The sequence below is a fragment of the Comamonas sp. 17RB genome (genome assembly GCF_030056555.1).
Classification (GTDB): Bacteria; Pseudomonadota; Gammaproteobacteria; order Burkholderiales; family Burkholderiaceae_C; genus Comamonas; species Comamonas terrigena.
Genome location: NZ_JASHHY010000002.1, coordinates 582,035 through 596,198, shown reverse-complemented (window position 1 = coordinate 596,198; position 14,164 = coordinate 582,035). Strand labels below are relative to the sequence as shown.

Sequence of the window (14,164 nt, the reverse complement as noted above, 5' to 3'; positions counted from 1 at the left end):
GGCAGGCCGCCGTGTCGGATTTCTCTGGTGGGAAGTTCGCACGGCGGTTTTTTCATGTCCAGTTGTGAGGAGCAATGCCCATGGCCGCCAAATTCGCCCTGAAAAAGACCTCGAACGGAAAGTTCAGCTTCAACCTGCTGGCCGGCAACGGCCAGGTCATCCTGACCAGCGAGGTCTATGAGGCCAAGGCCAGTGCCAGCAACGGCATTGCCTCGGTGCGCAAGAATGCGGCCGATGTGGCGCGCTTTGACAAGCTGCAGGCCAAGGACGGATCGCCGTATTTCACCCTCAAGGCCACCAACGGCCAGGTGATCGGCCAGAGCCAGATGTATTCCAGCGAGTCGGCACGCGATGCCGGCATTGCCTCGGTGCAGGCCAATGCGCCCGAAGCGGCGCTGGACGACCAGACCGCCTGACAGCGGGGGGCGGCGCAGGCCGGGTGCCGCACGGCGCCCAGCGGCCCGTTGAGAGGCGGGGGCATGGTGGCTTGCCTACAATGCTTGCCATGATCTCCCGCGAACCCACCATCGAGCGCCTGGCCACGGCCCGGCAACTGCTGCTTGAACCTTTTGGGCTGGACGAGCGCCACCTCGGCGCTGCGCTGGCCGAGATCCGCGCCCACCAGGTGGACGACGCCGACCTCTATTTCCAGTACACCCGCGCCGAAGGCTGGAGCTTGGAAGAGGGCATCGTCAAGACCGGCTCCTTCTCCATCGACCAGGGCGTGGGCGTGCGTGCGGTCAGCGGCGAGAAAACCGCTTTCGCGTACTCCGACGATATTTCCGAAGCCTCGCTGCTGGACGCTGCGCGGGCTGTGCGCGCCATTTCCTCGGCCACACAAAGCCGCAAGGTGCGCATTCCCAAGGCCAAGATCGCGCCCAGCCGCACGCTGTACGCCGGCCTGGACCCGATCGCGTCCATGGACAGCACCGCCAAGGTGGAACTGCTGGGCAAGGTCGAAACACTGGCCCGTGCCAAGGACCCGCGCATCGTGCAGGTGATGGCCGGTCTGGCCAGCGAATACGACGTGGTCATGGTGGCCCGTGCCGATGGCACGCTGGCCGCCGATGTGCGCCCGCTGGTGCGTCTGTCGGTGACCGTGATTGCCGAGCAGAGCGGCCGCCGCGAGGTGGGGTCGTCCGGCGGCGGCGGTCGCTTCGGTCTGGCGTACTTCAGCGACGAACAGATCGCCCAGTACGTGGACGAAGCCGTGGACCAGGCCCTGGTCAACCTCGAGTCGCGCCCCGCACCGGCCGGCATGATGACCGTGGTGCTGGGCTCGGGCTGGCCGGGTGTGCTGCTGCACGAGGCCGTGGGCCATGGCCTGGAAGGCGACTTCAACCGCAAGGGTTCCAGCGCCTTCAGCGGCCGCATCGGCCAGCGCGTGGCCGCCAAGGGTGTGACCATCCTGGACGACGGCACGCTGACCGACCGCCGCGGTTCGCTGAACGTGGACGATGAAGGCTGCCCTTCGCAGGCCAATGTGCTGATCGAGGACGGAATCCTGAAGGGCTATATGCAGGACGCGATGAACGCCCGCCTGATGGGCGTCAAGCCCACCGGCAACGGCCGCCGCGAAAGCTATGCCCACCTGCCCATGCCGCGCATGACCAACACCTACATGCTGGGTGGCGACAAGGATCCGCAGGAAATCGTCGCCTCCATCAAGAAGGGCCTGTACGCCACCAACTTCGGGGGCGGCCAGGTGGACATCACCAGCGGCAAGTTCGTGTTCTCGGCCAGCCAGGCGTACTGGGTGGAAAACGGCAAGATCCAGTACCCCGTCAAGGGTGCCACCTTGGTGGGCAACGGCCCCGAGTGCATGAAGAAGGTGAGCCTGATCGGCAACGACATGCGCCTGGACAGCGGCGTGGGCACCTGTGGCAAGGAAGGCCAGAGCGTGCCGGTGGGTGTGGGCCAGCCGACCATGCGCATTGACGGACTGACGGTGGGTGGTACCGCTTAATTATTGAAATTTCACAGGATTCCTGCATAACTCATGTAAAACGCTGCGCCGTGCAAACGGTGTGGCGTTTTTTATTGGGTTTTTTGGAATTTTCCTGCGTTGGTGGATGGGGTGGGTGTTGCGCTGCCGCATGAGCGGTGCTACATTCAACCGCTATGCAAGTACGCAGCGCTTTCTATTTTTACTTTTGGTTCTCGGTCCCAGGCGGATGAGAGGCAAGCGCTCGCACACACGAACACCTCCCAAAAAACCGCCGAAGCTGAAAAGCCCGGCGGTTTTTTTTTCACCCCTTCACTTTCCACACATCCAACAGGACCACGAGGCTGACATGAACGCTCACCACACCTCCTCCGGCGACGCTTGGTATCGCTCTGTGCAAAAGACTGAAAAGACTGGCCAGACCGACGACGAACGCATTGAGGACATTACCGTGTTGCCCCCTCCCGAGCACCTGATCCGCTTCTTCCCCATCGACGGCACGGCCGTGGAAACCCTGGTGAGTGGCACCCGCAACAGCATCCAGCGCATCATGCGCAACCAGGATGACCGCCTGCTGGTCATTGTGGGTCCCTGTTCCATCCACGATCCCGCCGCCGCACTGGAATACGCCCGCCGCCTGGCCGTGGTGCGCGAGCAGTACAAGGACCGCCTGGAAGTGGTGATGCGCGTGTACTTCGAAAAGCCCCGCACCACCGTGGGCTGGAAGGGCCTGATCAACGACCCCTACCTGGATGGCAGCTACCGCATCGACGAAGGCCTGCGCATTGCGCGCCAGCTGCTGATTGACATTAACCGCCTGGGCGTGCCGGCGGCCAGCGAGTTCCTGGACGTGATCTCGCCCCAGTACATCGGCGACCTGATCAGCTGGGGCGCCATCGGTGCCCGCACCACCGAAAGCCAGGTGCACCGCGAGCTGGCCTCGGGCATCTCGGCGCCCATCGGCTTCAAGAACGGCACCGACGGCAATATCCGCATTGCCACCGATGCCATCCAGTCCGCCAGCCGTGGCCACCACTTCCTGTCGGTGCACAAGAACGGCCAGGTGGCCATCGTCAACACCTCGGGCAACCCGGACTGCCACGTTATCCTGCGCGGCGGCAAGACCCCGAACTACGATGCCGCCCATGTGTCCGCCGCCTGTGCCGACCTGGAAAAGGCCGGCCTGCCGGCCACGCTGATGGTGGACTGCAGCCATGCCAACAGTTCCAAGCAGCACGAGCGCCAGAAGGACGTGGCCGCCGACATCGCCGACCAGATGCGTGGCGGCTCGAACCAGATCTTCGGCGTGATGCTGGAAAGCCATCTGGTGGCCGGCGCCCAGAAGTTCACCCCGGGCAAGGACGATGCCTGCGGCCTGGCCTACGGCCAGAGCATCACCGACGCCTGCATCGGTTGGGACGACACCCTGTCCACGCTGCAGGTGCTGGCCGATGCCGTGCACGCCCGCCGCAGCGTGCTGGCCGAGGCCGAGCAGGCCCTGGTGGCCGCCTGAATGTAGCGGGGGCGACTTTTGCTCTGAAAAACAGAGCTTCAACCGCCCGTGCAACGCTGATTTCCATCAGTGATTGCCCTGAAAACAAGGAGTTGCCCATCCAGGCGGCTCCTTTTTTCATGGACACTGCGCAGACGCCCTCCGGGCCGTGTTCTGACCGCCAGACGCTGGTCCGGGGCCGGTGCCGGGCTGAGGCCATGGCGGGCGCAGCGGCGTCCACCATCCCCGATTTGTGAGAACGAAAGGCGCACTATGCAGCACGAAGTCATCATCAACCTGGCCGCGGGGCAGGAGCTCCGCATCGACCTGACCCATGTGCCGGCGATGGCGAACGAAGATGGCCGCCGCTGGCTGGACGAGCAGTTCACCGCACTGGAGTGCGAACCGCTGCGTCCCAGCGGCAAGGTGCTGCTGGCCGACAAGGTACTGGTGGTGGCACGCGCGGGCCAACGCCAGCTGCAGGGCGATGCCGTCTGGCGCGAGACCTTCGGCCGTGCGGCCGCTGCGGTGCTGCAGCGCCCGCTGATCCGTGTGGATGTGCCGGGCATGGCCGTTTCGTTCTGACGGCCCTGCCGGGCTGCTGTCTGGCACCCCCTCCCAGGTGGTGCCGGGGGAATCATAGTGCCGGGGCTTGCGGGCCGTGGGCCAGCTGCTGCAGGGCTTCGCCCGTCATGCGGTAGCGGATCCATTCGCTCTGGGGCTTGGCACCCAGGCTGTCGTAGAACGCAATGGACGGGGCGTTCCAGTCCAGCACGCTCCACTCGAAACGGCCGCAGTCCTTGTCCAGAGCGATGCGGGCCAGGTGCTGCAGCAAGGCCTTGCCAGCGCCCACGCCACGCTGCTGGGGCGTGACATACAGGTCTTCCAGATACAGCCCATGCTGGCCCTGCCAGGTGGAATAGTTGAAGAAGTAGATGGCAAAGCCGACGGGGGCGCCGTCCAGCTCGCAGATCAGGCCATGCACCGTAGGCTGCGCCGCAAACAGCGTGCGGTGGATGTGTGCCGGGGTGGACTGCACCTCGTGCTCGGCTTTTTCGTAGATGGCCAGCTCGCGGATGAAGCGCAGGATGGTGTCGGTATCAGCGATGGTGGCCGGGCGGATGTTCAGTGGGGACATGTAAAAAGAGGAAAGAAATAGCTGCCTGCACAGATGGTATCTGTGCAGGCAGCTATGAAATTGAATGGGGTTTTAGGGCCTGTTGGCCCTGGGTCGGGCTGGATCGCCCGCGCTTCAGGCGTGCAGCGGCTGCACCGGCATCTCCCAGCCGGCAAAGCGCTCCATGCAGCGGCGCACCACATGGAAGTGGTCTTCGAAGAACTGGGACTCCATGGACGGCAGGTCCTGGATGGGCACCCAGCGGGCCAGGGCGGCATCGTCGCCGCCGGTGACGGTGGGCAGAGCGGTGCCGGGGGCATCGCCCAGGTCCAGCGCATGCACATGGGTGATGGTGCGCCCGCGCAGGCTACGGTCCGGGTGGTCAAACACTTCCACGCCCTGCAGCCGCTCGCGCAGCTGGGCCTCGCTCAGCGGGAACAGGGTTTCCTCCTGCAGCTCGCGCAGGCAGGACTGCCACAGCGTATCGCGCGGCTCCACAAAACCGCCGGGCAGGGCCCACAGGCCTTTGCCGGGGCGGTGACCGCGCTGCACCAGCAGCAGGTGTTCGTTGCAGCGCACAAAGCCGTCGACCGTCACAAATACCGGCGGGTAGGGCGCGCTGGACCAGGCGGCCTGGTAGCCCCGGATCATCTGCCACTCCTGCTGGATTTCCGCGTACTGCGGCGTGCGCGCCCATTCCTGCAGAAAGCGCAGCACGGCGGGCGGTACCTGTGTCTCCAATGCGGGCCACAGCGCGGCCAGTTCGGCGGTGGGCGTGCCCAGGTAGGCATCGCGCACGGGGGTGGCGTCAAAGTCGCCCTGGCGCGGCAGGCTGACCAGCTCCCAACCGGGAAAGCGTGCCAGGTAGTCGCTGCTGATGTCCTTGAAATGGCCCACCAGCGCAATGCGGCCCCCTGGCGGCACCAGGGCCTGTACGCCGGTACGCACGGCGGCCACCCAGCGGGGCTCGTCGTAGAAGTCGCGCATGGGCAGGCAGCGCACGCGGGCCTGGTCGGCGTTGGGCAGGGACGCGAGGATCAACGCCGCGCGCTCCTGCCAGGTGAACGGGTTCTTGGGGCTGCGCGCCTGGCCGGCGCTGCCCAGCACCACCACCACCTGCTCGGCACGCGCCAGTGCCTGCTGCAGCAAGGCCAGGTGGCCGTTGTGAAAAGGCTGGAAGCGCCCGATCAGCACGGCAGTGTGGGGAGCGGCTTTCGGTGCGGTGGTCATGGCAGGGTCTCCAGGGGCGGTGCGGTCACGCCCACCACAATGGGGGCGGCCGCACAGGCGGTCTCGGTTGGGTGCTATTTTCGGTGCAGTTGCAGTCTACTGGCGCACGGGCTGCTGCAATTTTGATAGACGCCTGCGCAGACCGGAATGGGGCTTTCTCCCCACTTCGGCACGGCAGGCCGTGCAGGACGGCCGTCATTCGCTCCAGTCATAGCTGGCCGCAATCGGCATCTGCCGGCCGCTGCCGAAGGCACGCTGGCGCAGGCGGATGACCGGGGGCGTCTGGTGGCGCTTGTATTCGCTGCGGTGCAGCAGGTGCCGGACTTTCTCGACCATGGCCTTGCCCTCGGGTGTGGCCTGCAGCATGTTCACGGTCTCCTGTGCCGCCAGATGCTCGGCGGCAGACAGGCCGTTGCCTTCGATCAGCAGCTTGAGGATGGCGTCCAGCAGCGTGTAGGGCGGAAGGTTGTCCTGGTCGGTCTGTCCCGGCGCCAGCTCGGCCGATGGCGGCTTGTCGATGATGGTCTGCGGAATCACCTCGCGACCATGGGCTTCGTTGATGTGGCGTGCCAGCGCAAACACCTCGGTCTTGTACAGGTCGCCCAGCAGGCCCAGGCCGCCGTTGGTGTCGCCATACAGCGTGCAGTAGCCGACCGACAGCTCGGACTTGTTGCCGGTGGTCAGCAGCAGGTGGCCATAGCAGTTGGAGTACTCCATCAGCACCGTGCCGCGCACGCGGGCCTGCAGATTCTCCAGCGTCAGACCCCCCAGCGGCTCGCCAAAGCTGGCCTGGAACTGCTGGGCAAATGCATCGACCTGGGCCGCAATGGGGTGGTGGATCAGCTCCACGCCCAGGTTGCGGCACAGGGCGACCGAATCGTCCACCGATCCGCTGCTGGAAATGCGGCTGGGCATGGTGATGGCGGTGACGTTCTCCGGCCCCAGCGCCTCGGTGGCCAGGGCCAGGGTTAGCGCGCTGTCGATGCCGCCGCTGCTGCCCACCACCACCTTGCGGAAACCGCAGCGCCGGGCGTAGTCACGCAGGCCCAGCCGGGTCTGTGCACGGTAGAAGGCCATGGTGGACAGGCCTTGCGCGGGCACGGTCCGGGTGGGCGTGCCATTGCCCAGGGAAAAGCAGCCGCGGTGCAGCTGCAGCGTGGTGATGTGCTCGGCAAAGCGCTCGGCCTCGAACACCACGCCGCTGGCGGGTTCGATGGCAAACGAGGCACCGTCGAACACGATCTGGTCATGTCCGCCCACCTGGTTGACATAGACGATGGGCAGGCCGTGGCGGCGCGCGGCGGCACTGAACACCTGGTGGCGTTGTTCGCGCCGGCCCACGTTGGAGGGGCTGGCATTGATGCTGACCACCACGTCGGGGGCGGCGTCGGCCATGCGCTCGAACGGGTTCACGGCATAGTCGCTGCCGCTGTCGTTCCAGCCGTCTTCGCAGATCAGAAAGCCCACCTGGGCATCGCCCACGCGCAGCACCTTGGCCACATCGCGCCCGGGCTCGAAATGGCGGCGCTCGTCAAAGATGTTGTAGGTGGGCAGCAGCTGCTTGTCGTACTGCAGCTTGACCTGGCCATCCTGCAGCACCAGCAGGCTGTTGTGCAGGCGCTTGCCCGGGCCGTGGGCGGGCGTGGGAGCGCCCACCACCCAGCACAGTCCGGGCCACTGGCGCGTGGCGGCCAGCAGTTCCTGCAGGCCGCGCGCGCAGCGGGCCAGAAAGGCAGGCTCGTCCAGCATGTCTTCCGGGTAGTAGCCGCACAGCGACAGCTCGGAAAATACCACCAGGTCTGCCTGGGCCTCGTGGGCCTGGCGTGCGGCCGTTTCCATCTTGCGCAGATTGCCGGAGACGTCGCCCACCGTCATGTTCAGTTGGGCCAGGGTGATGCGCAGCATGGAGTACTCCTTGAAAGCAGGGATTCGGTGCAGGGGCGGTGTCGGTATCGGTGCCCGGCGTTCAGGCCGCAGCTGGGATATGGAACACCTGGCGCAGGTAGGCGAGGTAGGTCTCGTCTTCGCACAGCGTCTTGCCCGGCGTGTCGGAAATCTTGGCCACCGGCTGGCCGTTGGCGCGGGTGAGCTTCATCACGATGTTCAGCGGCTGCAGGCCCACGTCGTTGGTGAGGTTGGTGCCGATGCCAAAGCCCAGCTGGATGTGCGGGGCGAAGTGGCGCCACAGCGCCAGCGCCTTGTCCAGGTCCAGTCCGTCGGAGAACACCAGGCGCTTGCTGTGGGTGTTGATGCGCAGCTTGCGGTAGTGGCGCAGGGCTTTCTCGCCCCACTCGAAGGGGTCACCCGAGTCGTGGCGCAGACCATCGAACAGTTTGGCAAAGTACAGGTCGAAGTCTTCCAGGAAGGCGTCCATGCCCACGGTGTCGGTCAGCGCAATCCCCAGGTCGCCCCGGTATTCCTGCACCCAGTCTTCCAGCGCGGCCTTCTGGAAATCACGCAGGCGCACCCCTTGCGACTGGTAGCTCTGCATGTATTCATGGGCCATGGTGCCGATGGGCGAGATGTCCAGATCGCGCGCCAGCAGCACGCTGGAAGTGCCCTTGAACCACTGCGGCACCTCGCGTGCCAGGGTGCTGACCACTTCGCGCTGCCAGGTGCCAGAAAAGCGCCGGCGCAGGCCGAAGTCCGAGACCTCAAATGGGTGGGCCAGCGTGGGGCCGCCCTTCAAGGCGCGCATCTGGTCGATCTTGGCCTGCAGGCGCCGGCGCCCTTCCTCCAGCGTGCCGGGCTGCTGCAGGCGGCGGAAATACAGCTCGTTGACGATGCACAGCACCGGAATCTCGAAGCCCATCACATGCACCTGGGGGCCATGGGCTTCGATGGCCAGGCTGCCGTCGGCCTGGCCTTTGACGGTGATGAAGTCCCGCTGGTACTGGAACAGGCGCAGGTAGTCGATGAAGTCGCTCTTGATGTAGCGCAGGCTGCCCACGTAATCCAGTTCGTCCTTGGTGAAGCGCAGATCGCAGAGGTGGTCGATTTCGGCGCGCACCTCGGCTTCCAGTTCGGCCAGCGGAAAGGCCGTGGCATTGCGGCAGGCAAAGCGGTACTCGGCGGTGGTCTGGGGGTTGCGGTGCAGCATGGCCTGCCACATGGTGAACTTGTACAAGTCCGTGTCGAGCAGGCTGGTGATGATGGGCGTCATGCCGTTGTCTCTTCAAAAATGGGAGCTGCTGCCGTTGGTGCAGGCGGCTCCTGAGCCTAATTTCTTATAAACCGAATGCAGTGCTGCTGGTGCAGCGTACACCCAAGTCGCGCATCTGCTGCACCAGGCCATCGTGCGCGGCCTCGAAGCCGGTCACCGGGCTCATGCAGTCGGTCAGCAGCACCAGGCGGTCGGGGGCCATGCCGCTGTGCTGCACGATGTGCTCGACGGTGGCGCGCACGCAGTGGCTGCTGGCCTCGCCGGCGATCACCACGGTGTCGAAGGCGGCCAGGTGGGTGAGCAGGGCGCGGTTCAGGCCGGTGCCGGGGTCGTGCGGATCGGGCACTTCGGCGCGGATGGCGCTGTAGTGCTCGGACCAGGGATTCATGCCCTTGAACACATGGTGCACGGCGCGCTGCTGCGCGGCCTGCCAGCGGCGGCAGGCTTCCAGCACATCGGCATGCACGCCATGGCCCCAGCTGCCGATCTCGCAGTGCAGCGGCCAGACCATCAGGGTGTAGCGGCCTTCGGCTTCCAGCGCGTCCAGGTAGTGCAGCACGCGGGGCAGGGCGGCGGCATCGCGCGGCGTGAAGTCGCCGGAGCGCACCTGGGCGGCGGTGATGGGGGTGAACGGGGCCACGGCGCTGCCATCGCGCTGCTGCCAGAACGCGGGGTGGGCCACGTCGTAGGCCTGGTGCGAGTCCAGCGTGACGGTGATGCCGTCCAGCCGCGCAGCGTGCTGGTCGATCCAGCCGGCCAGGCGCTGCATATCGGCATGGGCCCCGGCCACCGGCAGCGCAGGGCCGGTGGCGGCGGGCCTGCCCGGCAGTGCGGCCGGCCACCAGGCCGCAGGCAGATCGCAGAAATCGTTTTGGGGGTCGATGACCAGCAACTGGGTCGTGGATGCCATGGTGTCTCTCCTCGTTGCGGTCAGTGTAAACCTGTTAAATCAACTTTGCAACTAAGTAATTGAGCGCAGGTTTAGGTACAGTGCTGCAAGTTTCCAATAGGAATGGGATGGCTTGCAGGCATACTGTGGTGTAAAAAAGGACTTGGTATCACGATGAATCAAACAGAGGCGCCATATCCGCAGGTACTGGTCAGCGTGGATACGGTCGTGCTGACGCTGCAGGACGATGCGCTGCACGTGGTGCTGGTGCGCCGCAGCCAGCCACCGTTTGAAGGTGTCTGGGCCTTGCCGGGCGGGTATATCCATGCCCAGGAAGACGCCGATGCCCAGGACAGCGCCGTGCGGGTGCTGCGGGACAAGGTGGGCATTGCAGGTGCCTATCTGGAACAGCTGGCCACCTTCAGCGGCCCGGCGCGCGATCCGCGTGGCTGGTCGGTGGCCATTGCCTATTGCGCCCTGGTGTCCAGTGCACAGCTGCCGCAGCATGACGGGGTGAAACGGGTGCCGGTGGCGGCCCTGGGCCAGCTGCCGTTCGATCACCATGCCATCGTGGCCGCGGCGCTGGCGCGGGTGCGCAACAAAAGCCAGTATTCCTCGCTGCCTGTGCACCTGTGCGGCGAGACATTCACCTTGCCCCAGCTGCAGCAGGTCTATGAAAGCATCCTGGGCGAGCCGCTGAACAAGGTCAGCTTTCGCCGCAAGATGGATGAAATGCAGTTGCTGGAAGCCGTGCCCGGTGCCATGCGCAGCGGTGGTGCCCACCGTCCGGCCCAGCTGTACCGGGTACGTGCGCCGTTCCAGCAGGCGCTGGCGCTGAGCGTGCGCGGGCTGTAGCAGCGCTTGCCGGTCGTGAAAAAGCCTGCGCAAGGCAGGCTGGGTGGAGAGTGGGAGGGCTGCTAGGCGACGGCGCCGATCCCCAGCAACGCCAGCACCACAAAGATGACGGCGACCACGATGAAGATATAGAACAGGATCTTGGCGATTCCGGCGGCGCCGGAGGCCACGCCGGTAAAGCCCAAGACCCCGGCGACCAGCGAGATGATGGCAAAGATGATGGCCCACTTCAGCATGTGCGCACCTCCTAGGTAGTTGACGATGGACCCAGGGTAGGCCGATTTGGCGGCGGCCGCGTGCAGGGCAGGGCTGCAATCCGGGTAGGCCAAGGACGACAATGGCGGCGCCCCAGACTCGGCGGGGTTGCCCGGGCCGGGCATGAAAAAAGCCAGGCAGAGCCTGGCTTGGGAGGGGGCGGTGCCGAAGAATTACTTCAGGCCGGCAGCGGCGCGAAGTTCGGCCGCCTTGTCGGTACGTTCCCAGGTGAATTCCGGCTCTTCGCGGCCGAAGTGGCCGTAGGCCGCGGTCTTGCTGTAGATGGGTCGCAGCAGGTCCAGCATCTGGATGATGCCCTTGGGGCGCAGGTCGAAGTGCTCGGCCACCAGCTTGGAGATCTGGTCGTCGGGGATCACGCCCGTGCCTTCGGTGTACACGGTGATGTTCATCGGGCGGGCCACGCCTATGGCGTAGGCCACCTGCACCTGGCACTGGCGTGCCAGACCGGCTGCAACCACGTTCTTGGCCACATAGCGGGCAGCGTAGGCAGCCGAGCGGTCCACCTTGGACGGGTCCTTGCCCGAGAAGGCGCCGCCGCCGTGGGGACAGGCACCACCGTAGGTGTCCACAATGATCTTGCGGCCGGTCAGACCGCAGTCGCCTTGCGGGCCGCCGATGACGAAACGGCCCGTGGGGTTGATCAGGTACTTGGTGTTCTGCAGCCATTCGTTGGGCAGCACGGGCTTGATGATCTCTTCGATGATGGCTTCGGTGAACGATGCCTTCATCTTGGTCGCGGTTTCCGACTGGTCGGGGCTGTGCTGGGTGGACAGCACCACGGTGTCGATGCTGTGGGGCTTGCCGTCCACATAGCGCATGGTCACCTGGCTCTTGGCGTCGGGGCGCAGGAACGGCAGGCGGCCATCCTTGCGCAGCTGGGCCTGGCGTTCCATCAGGCGGTGGGCGTAATAGATGGGGGCGGGCATCAGCTCGGGCGTTTCATCGCAGGCGTAGCCGAACATCAGGCCCTGGTCGCCGGCGCCGATGTTCAGTTCGTCGTCGCTGGCCTTGTCCACGCCCTGGGCGATGTCCTGGCTTTGCTTGTCATAGGCCACCAGCACGGCGCAGCCCTTGTAGTCGATGCCGTAGTCGGTGTTGTCGTAGCCGATGCGCTTGATCGTGTCGCGGGCCACCTGGATGTAGTCCACGTTGGCACCGGTGGTGATTTCACCGGCCAATACCACCAGACCGGTGTTGGTCAGTGTCTCTGCCGCCACGCGGCTGTAGGGGTCTTGGGTGAAAATGGCGTCCAGAATCGCATCGGAAATCTGGTCCGCAACCTTGTCGGGATGGCCTTCCGAGACGGATTCGGAGGTAAAAAGAAAATCGTTCGCCATTGAATAAACTCCTGTTCTAGCCGATTGCGTTGCTCGGCCAAAGGAGTCGGGCGAACGCTTTAGCAGTTTTGTTTTACGTCGCCCTGCAAGTTGCTCTGTTAACTCGGCGACAGCCCCTATTCTAATGCTTTCCCTGTTTCGCATTTTTTCCGCATTGCCATTGGGCCTGCTGCATGCCGTGGGTGCTGCCATGGGCTGGCTGGCATGGCTGCTGTCGCCCACCTACCGGCGCCGCTTCCTGGCCAACACCGCGCAGGCGGGCTACCGCTTCGGGGAGGTGGCCGCGGCGGTGGGTCATGCCGGTCGCATGGTGTTCGAGTCCCCGCGCCTGTGGGTGCGCACCACCCAGGTCAACACCATCCATGGGGCCGAGGTGGTGGAGCAGGCCTGGGCGCGCGGCAAGGGCATTCTGTATCTGACGCCGCATCTGGGCTGCTTCGAGCTGTCGGTGCAGGCCGCCGCGCAGCGCTGGTCGGGGGAGCATGGGCCCATCACCATCCTCTACCGTCCGGCCAAGCAGGCCTGGCTGGCCGAGCTGATGCTGACGGCGCGCAACCGCGCCGGCATCCAGGCCGTGCCCACCAATCTGTCGGGGGTGCGCCAGATGATCAAGGCCCTGCGCAAGGGCGAGGCCGTGGGCCTGCTGCCCGACCAGGTGCCTCCGGACGGCCAGGGTCAATGGGCGCCGTTCTTCGGCAAAGACGCGTACACCATGACGCTGGCTGCGCGCCTGGCGCTGCAGACCGGCGCCACCGTGGTGCTGGCGCGCTGCGAGCGCCTGTCCTGGGGGCGGGGGTTCGAGTTGTTTTTTGAGGAAATGCCGGTGCCACTGTCTGACGAGCTGGAGGCTGCCGTGGTGCAGATCAACCAGGCCATGGAGCACACCATCCGCCAATGCCCGCAGCAGTATCTGTGGGGCTACGGCCGCTACAAGCTGCCACGCAAGGAAGCCGTGGCCGAAGCCGCCACGCAGAAAGCCGACGCATGAACTGGAGCAAGTTGGGTATCGGCCTGATGCATGTCCTGGCCCCACTGCCGCTGCCGGTGCTGCGCGGCATGGGACGTGGGCTGGGCCATCTGCTGTTTCTGCTGGCGCGCCCGCGCCGCAAGGTGGCGCTGCGCAATTTCGAGCTGTGCTTTCCGGAGGTGCCCGAAGCCCAGCGCAAGGCCTGGGCCCGGGAAAGCTTTGTGGTGTTCTGCCAGACCTTTCTGGACCGCAGCTGGCTGTGGTTCGGCTCCGAGGCGCTGGTGCGCAGCCGGGTCAAGCTGGTGGGTGCCACGCACGAGCTGGAGGGCGATACGCCGACCATCGTGTTTGCCCCCCATTTCTACAGCATGGATGCCGGCGGGCTGGCGCTGCCCTTGAACACCACGCGCGAATTCACCTCCATCTTCGCCACCAACCCCAACCCGGTGCTGGACGACTGGTTCATGACCGGCCGCCAGCGTTTTGGCAATGTGAAGATGCTCAACCGCGCCGATGGCGTGAAGCCCATCATCCAGTGCCTGCGCAAGGGCGGCCTGCTGTACCTGCTGCCGGACATGGACTATGGCCGCAACGATTCGGTCTTTGTGCCGTTCTTTGCCGTGCCCGAAGTGGCGACCATTCCCTCGCTGTCGCGCTTTGCCCGGCTGGGCAAGGCCAAGGTGGTGGCACTGTACAACCGCATGACGCCCGAGGGCTATGTGGCCGAACTCACCCCCGCCTGGGGGGACTTTCCCACCGATGACCATGTGGCCGACACCGCCCGCATGAACCGCGAGCTGGAAGCCGCCATCCGTACCATGCCGGCCCAGTACTACTGGGTGCACAAGCGCTTCAAGACGCGGCCCGAAGGCCAGCCTTCGCTGTACCGGTGA

14 protein-coding genes are annotated in these 14,164 nt (G+C 65.4%); 7 read left to right on the top strand and 7 right to left on the bottom strand.

The features are described from left to right. Positions 1–80: 80 nt before the first annotated feature. The 4 genes from QM470_RS05890 (at position 81) to QM470_RS05875 (ending at position 4,022) form a co-directional block, all read left to right on the top strand. The gene (locus tag QM470_RS05890; protein WP_066537844.1) at positions 81–416 is read left to right on the top strand and encodes a YegP family protein; all 336 of its coding nucleotides are present in this window, start codon (positions 81–83) and stop codon (positions 414–416) included. 89 nt (positions 417–505) lie between these two features. Further along, entirely contained in the window at positions 506–1,966 is a 1,461-nt protein-coding gene (gene tldD, locus QM470_RS05885) for a metalloprotease TldD (protein ID WP_218333534.1), read from the top strand. A gap of 328 nt (positions 1,967–2,294) precedes the next feature. Then, positions 2,295–3,458, top strand: coding sequence for a 3-deoxy-7-phosphoheptulonate synthase (locus QM470_RS05880; protein WP_283338525.1), 1,164 nt, complete (start codon positions 2,295–2,297; stop codon positions 3,456–3,458). Between the two features lie 252 nt (positions 3,459–3,710). Then, positions 3,711–4,022, top strand: a complete 312-nt coding sequence (locus QM470_RS05875; RefSeq protein WP_283338524.1) for a hypothetical protein — start codon at positions 3,711–3,713, stop codon at positions 4,020–4,022. A gap of 52 nt (positions 4,023–4,074) precedes the next feature. Here the strand turns inward: QM470_RS05875 and QM470_RS05870 are convergent, their stop codons facing one another. The 5 genes from QM470_RS05870 to QM470_RS05850 form a co-directional block, all read right to left on the bottom strand. Beyond that, on the bottom strand, positions 4,075–4,575 hold the full coding sequence (locus QM470_RS05870) for a GNAT family N-acetyltransferase (RefSeq protein ID WP_283338523.1): 501 nt from the start codon (positions 4,573–4,575) through the stop codon (positions 4,075–4,077). Positions 4,576–4,689: 114 nt separating this feature from the next. Continuing rightward, positions 4,690–5,784, bottom strand: a complete 1,095-nt coding sequence (locus tag QM470_RS05865) for a bifunctional nicotinamide-nucleotide adenylyltransferase/Nudix hydroxylase (protein ID WP_283338522.1) — start codon at positions 5,782–5,784, stop codon at positions 4,690–4,692. Between the two features lie 195 nt (positions 5,785–5,979). Then, a complete protein-coding gene (locus QM470_RS05860) occupies positions 5,980–7,689 on the bottom strand; it encodes an NAD+ synthase (RefSeq protein ID WP_283338521.1) in 1,710 nt (569 codons plus the stop codon). A 61-nt stretch (positions 7,690–7,750) separates the two neighbouring features. Continuing rightward, entirely contained in the window at positions 7,751–8,947 is a 1,197-nt protein-coding gene (gene pncB / locus QM470_RS05855) for a nicotinate phosphoribosyltransferase (RefSeq protein WP_283338520.1), read from the bottom strand. A gap of 64 nt (positions 8,948–9,011) precedes the next feature. Next, on the bottom strand, positions 9,012–9,857 hold the full coding sequence (locus tag QM470_RS05850; protein ID WP_283338519.1) for a cysteine hydrolase family protein: 846 nt from the start codon (positions 9,855–9,857) through the stop codon (positions 9,012–9,014). Positions 9,858–10,010: 153 nt separating this feature from the next. Here QM470_RS05850 and QM470_RS05845 point away from each other — a divergent pair, with 153 nt between their 5' ends. Next, positions 10,011–10,691: an NUDIX hydrolase gene (locus QM470_RS05845; protein ID WP_280012966.1), complete on the top strand. Its 681-nt coding sequence runs from the start codon at positions 10,011–10,013 to the stop codon at positions 10,689–10,691. 62 nt (positions 10,692–10,753) lie between these two features. Here the strand turns inward: QM470_RS05845 and QM470_RS05840 are convergent, their stop codons facing one another. Further along, on the bottom strand, positions 10,754–10,927 hold the full coding sequence (locus QM470_RS05840; protein WP_083520464.1) for a DUF1328 domain-containing protein: 174 nt from the start codon (positions 10,925–10,927) through the stop codon (positions 10,754–10,756). A gap of 192 nt (positions 10,928–11,119) precedes the next feature. Further along, positions 11,120–12,304 (bottom strand): methionine adenosyltransferase, encoded by a 1,185-nt coding sequence (gene metK / locus QM470_RS05835; RefSeq protein ID WP_272970635.1) that lies wholly within the window; start codon positions 12,302–12,304, stop codon positions 11,120–11,122. Positions 12,305–12,428: 124 nt separating this feature from the next. Between metK and QM470_RS05830 the strand changes: the two genes are divergently transcribed. After that, positions 12,429–13,292: a lysophospholipid acyltransferase family protein gene (locus QM470_RS05830; RefSeq protein ID WP_283338518.1), complete on the top strand. Its 864-nt coding sequence runs from the start codon at positions 12,429–12,431 to the stop codon at positions 13,290–13,292. Continuing rightward, on the top strand, positions 13,289–14,164 hold the full coding sequence (locus QM470_RS05825; RefSeq protein ID WP_283338517.1) for a lysophospholipid acyltransferase family protein: 876 nt from the start codon (positions 13,289–13,291) through the stop codon (positions 14,162–14,164). Before QM470_RS05830 ends, QM470_RS05825 begins: the two co-directional genes overlap by 4 nt.

Bases quoted from the DNA above. Each gene is read 5' to 3' on its own strand.
- QM470_RS05890 (WP_066537844.1), top strand. From the start codon at position 81: ATGGCCGCCAAATTCGCCCTGAAAAAGACCTCGAACGGAAAGTTCAGC.
- QM470_RS05860 (WP_283338521.1), bottom strand. From the start codon at position 7,689: ATGCTGCGCATCACCCTGGCCCAACTGAACATGACGGTGGGCGACGTC.
- metK (WP_272970635.1), bottom strand. From the start codon at position 12,304: ATGGCGAACGATTTTCTTTTTACCTCCGAATCCGTCTCGGAAGGCCAT.
- QM470_RS05840 (WP_083520464.1), bottom strand. From the start codon at position 10,927: ATGCTGAAGTGGGCCATCATCTTTGCCATCATCTCGCTGGTCGCCGGG.
- QM470_RS05870 (WP_283338523.1), bottom strand. From the start codon at position 4,575: ATGTCCCCACTGAACATCCGCCCGGCCACCATCGCTGATACCGACACC.
- QM470_RS05850 (WP_283338519.1), bottom strand. From the start codon at position 9,857: ATGGCATCCACGACCCAGTTGCTGGTCATCGACCCCCAAAACGATTTC.
- QM470_RS05825 (WP_283338517.1), top strand. From the start codon at position 13,289: ATGAACTGGAGCAAGTTGGGTATCGGCCTGATGCATGTCCTGGCCCCA.
- QM470_RS05845 (WP_280012966.1), top strand. From the start codon at position 10,011: ATGAATCAAACAGAGGCGCCATATCCGCAGGTACTGGTCAGCGTGGAT.
- pncB (WP_283338520.1), bottom strand. From the start codon at position 8,947: ATGACGCCCATCATCACCAGCCTGCTCGACACGGACTTGTACAAGTTC.
- QM470_RS05865 (WP_283338522.1), bottom strand. From the start codon at position 5,784: ATGACCACCGCACCGAAAGCCGCTCCCCACACTGCCGTGCTGATCGGG.
- QM470_RS05830 (WP_283338518.1), top strand. From the start codon at position 12,429: ATGCTTTCCCTGTTTCGCATTTTTTCCGCATTGCCATTGGGCCTGCTG.
- QM470_RS05875 (WP_283338524.1), top strand. From the start codon at position 3,711: ATGCAGCACGAAGTCATCATCAACCTGGCCGCGGGGCAGGAGCTCCGC.
- tldD (WP_218333534.1), top strand. From the start codon at position 506: ATGATCTCCCGCGAACCCACCATCGAGCGCCTGGCCACGGCCCGGCAA.
- QM470_RS05880 (WP_283338525.1), top strand. From the start codon at position 2,295: ATGAACGCTCACCACACCTCCTCCGGCGACGCTTGGTATCGCTCTGTG.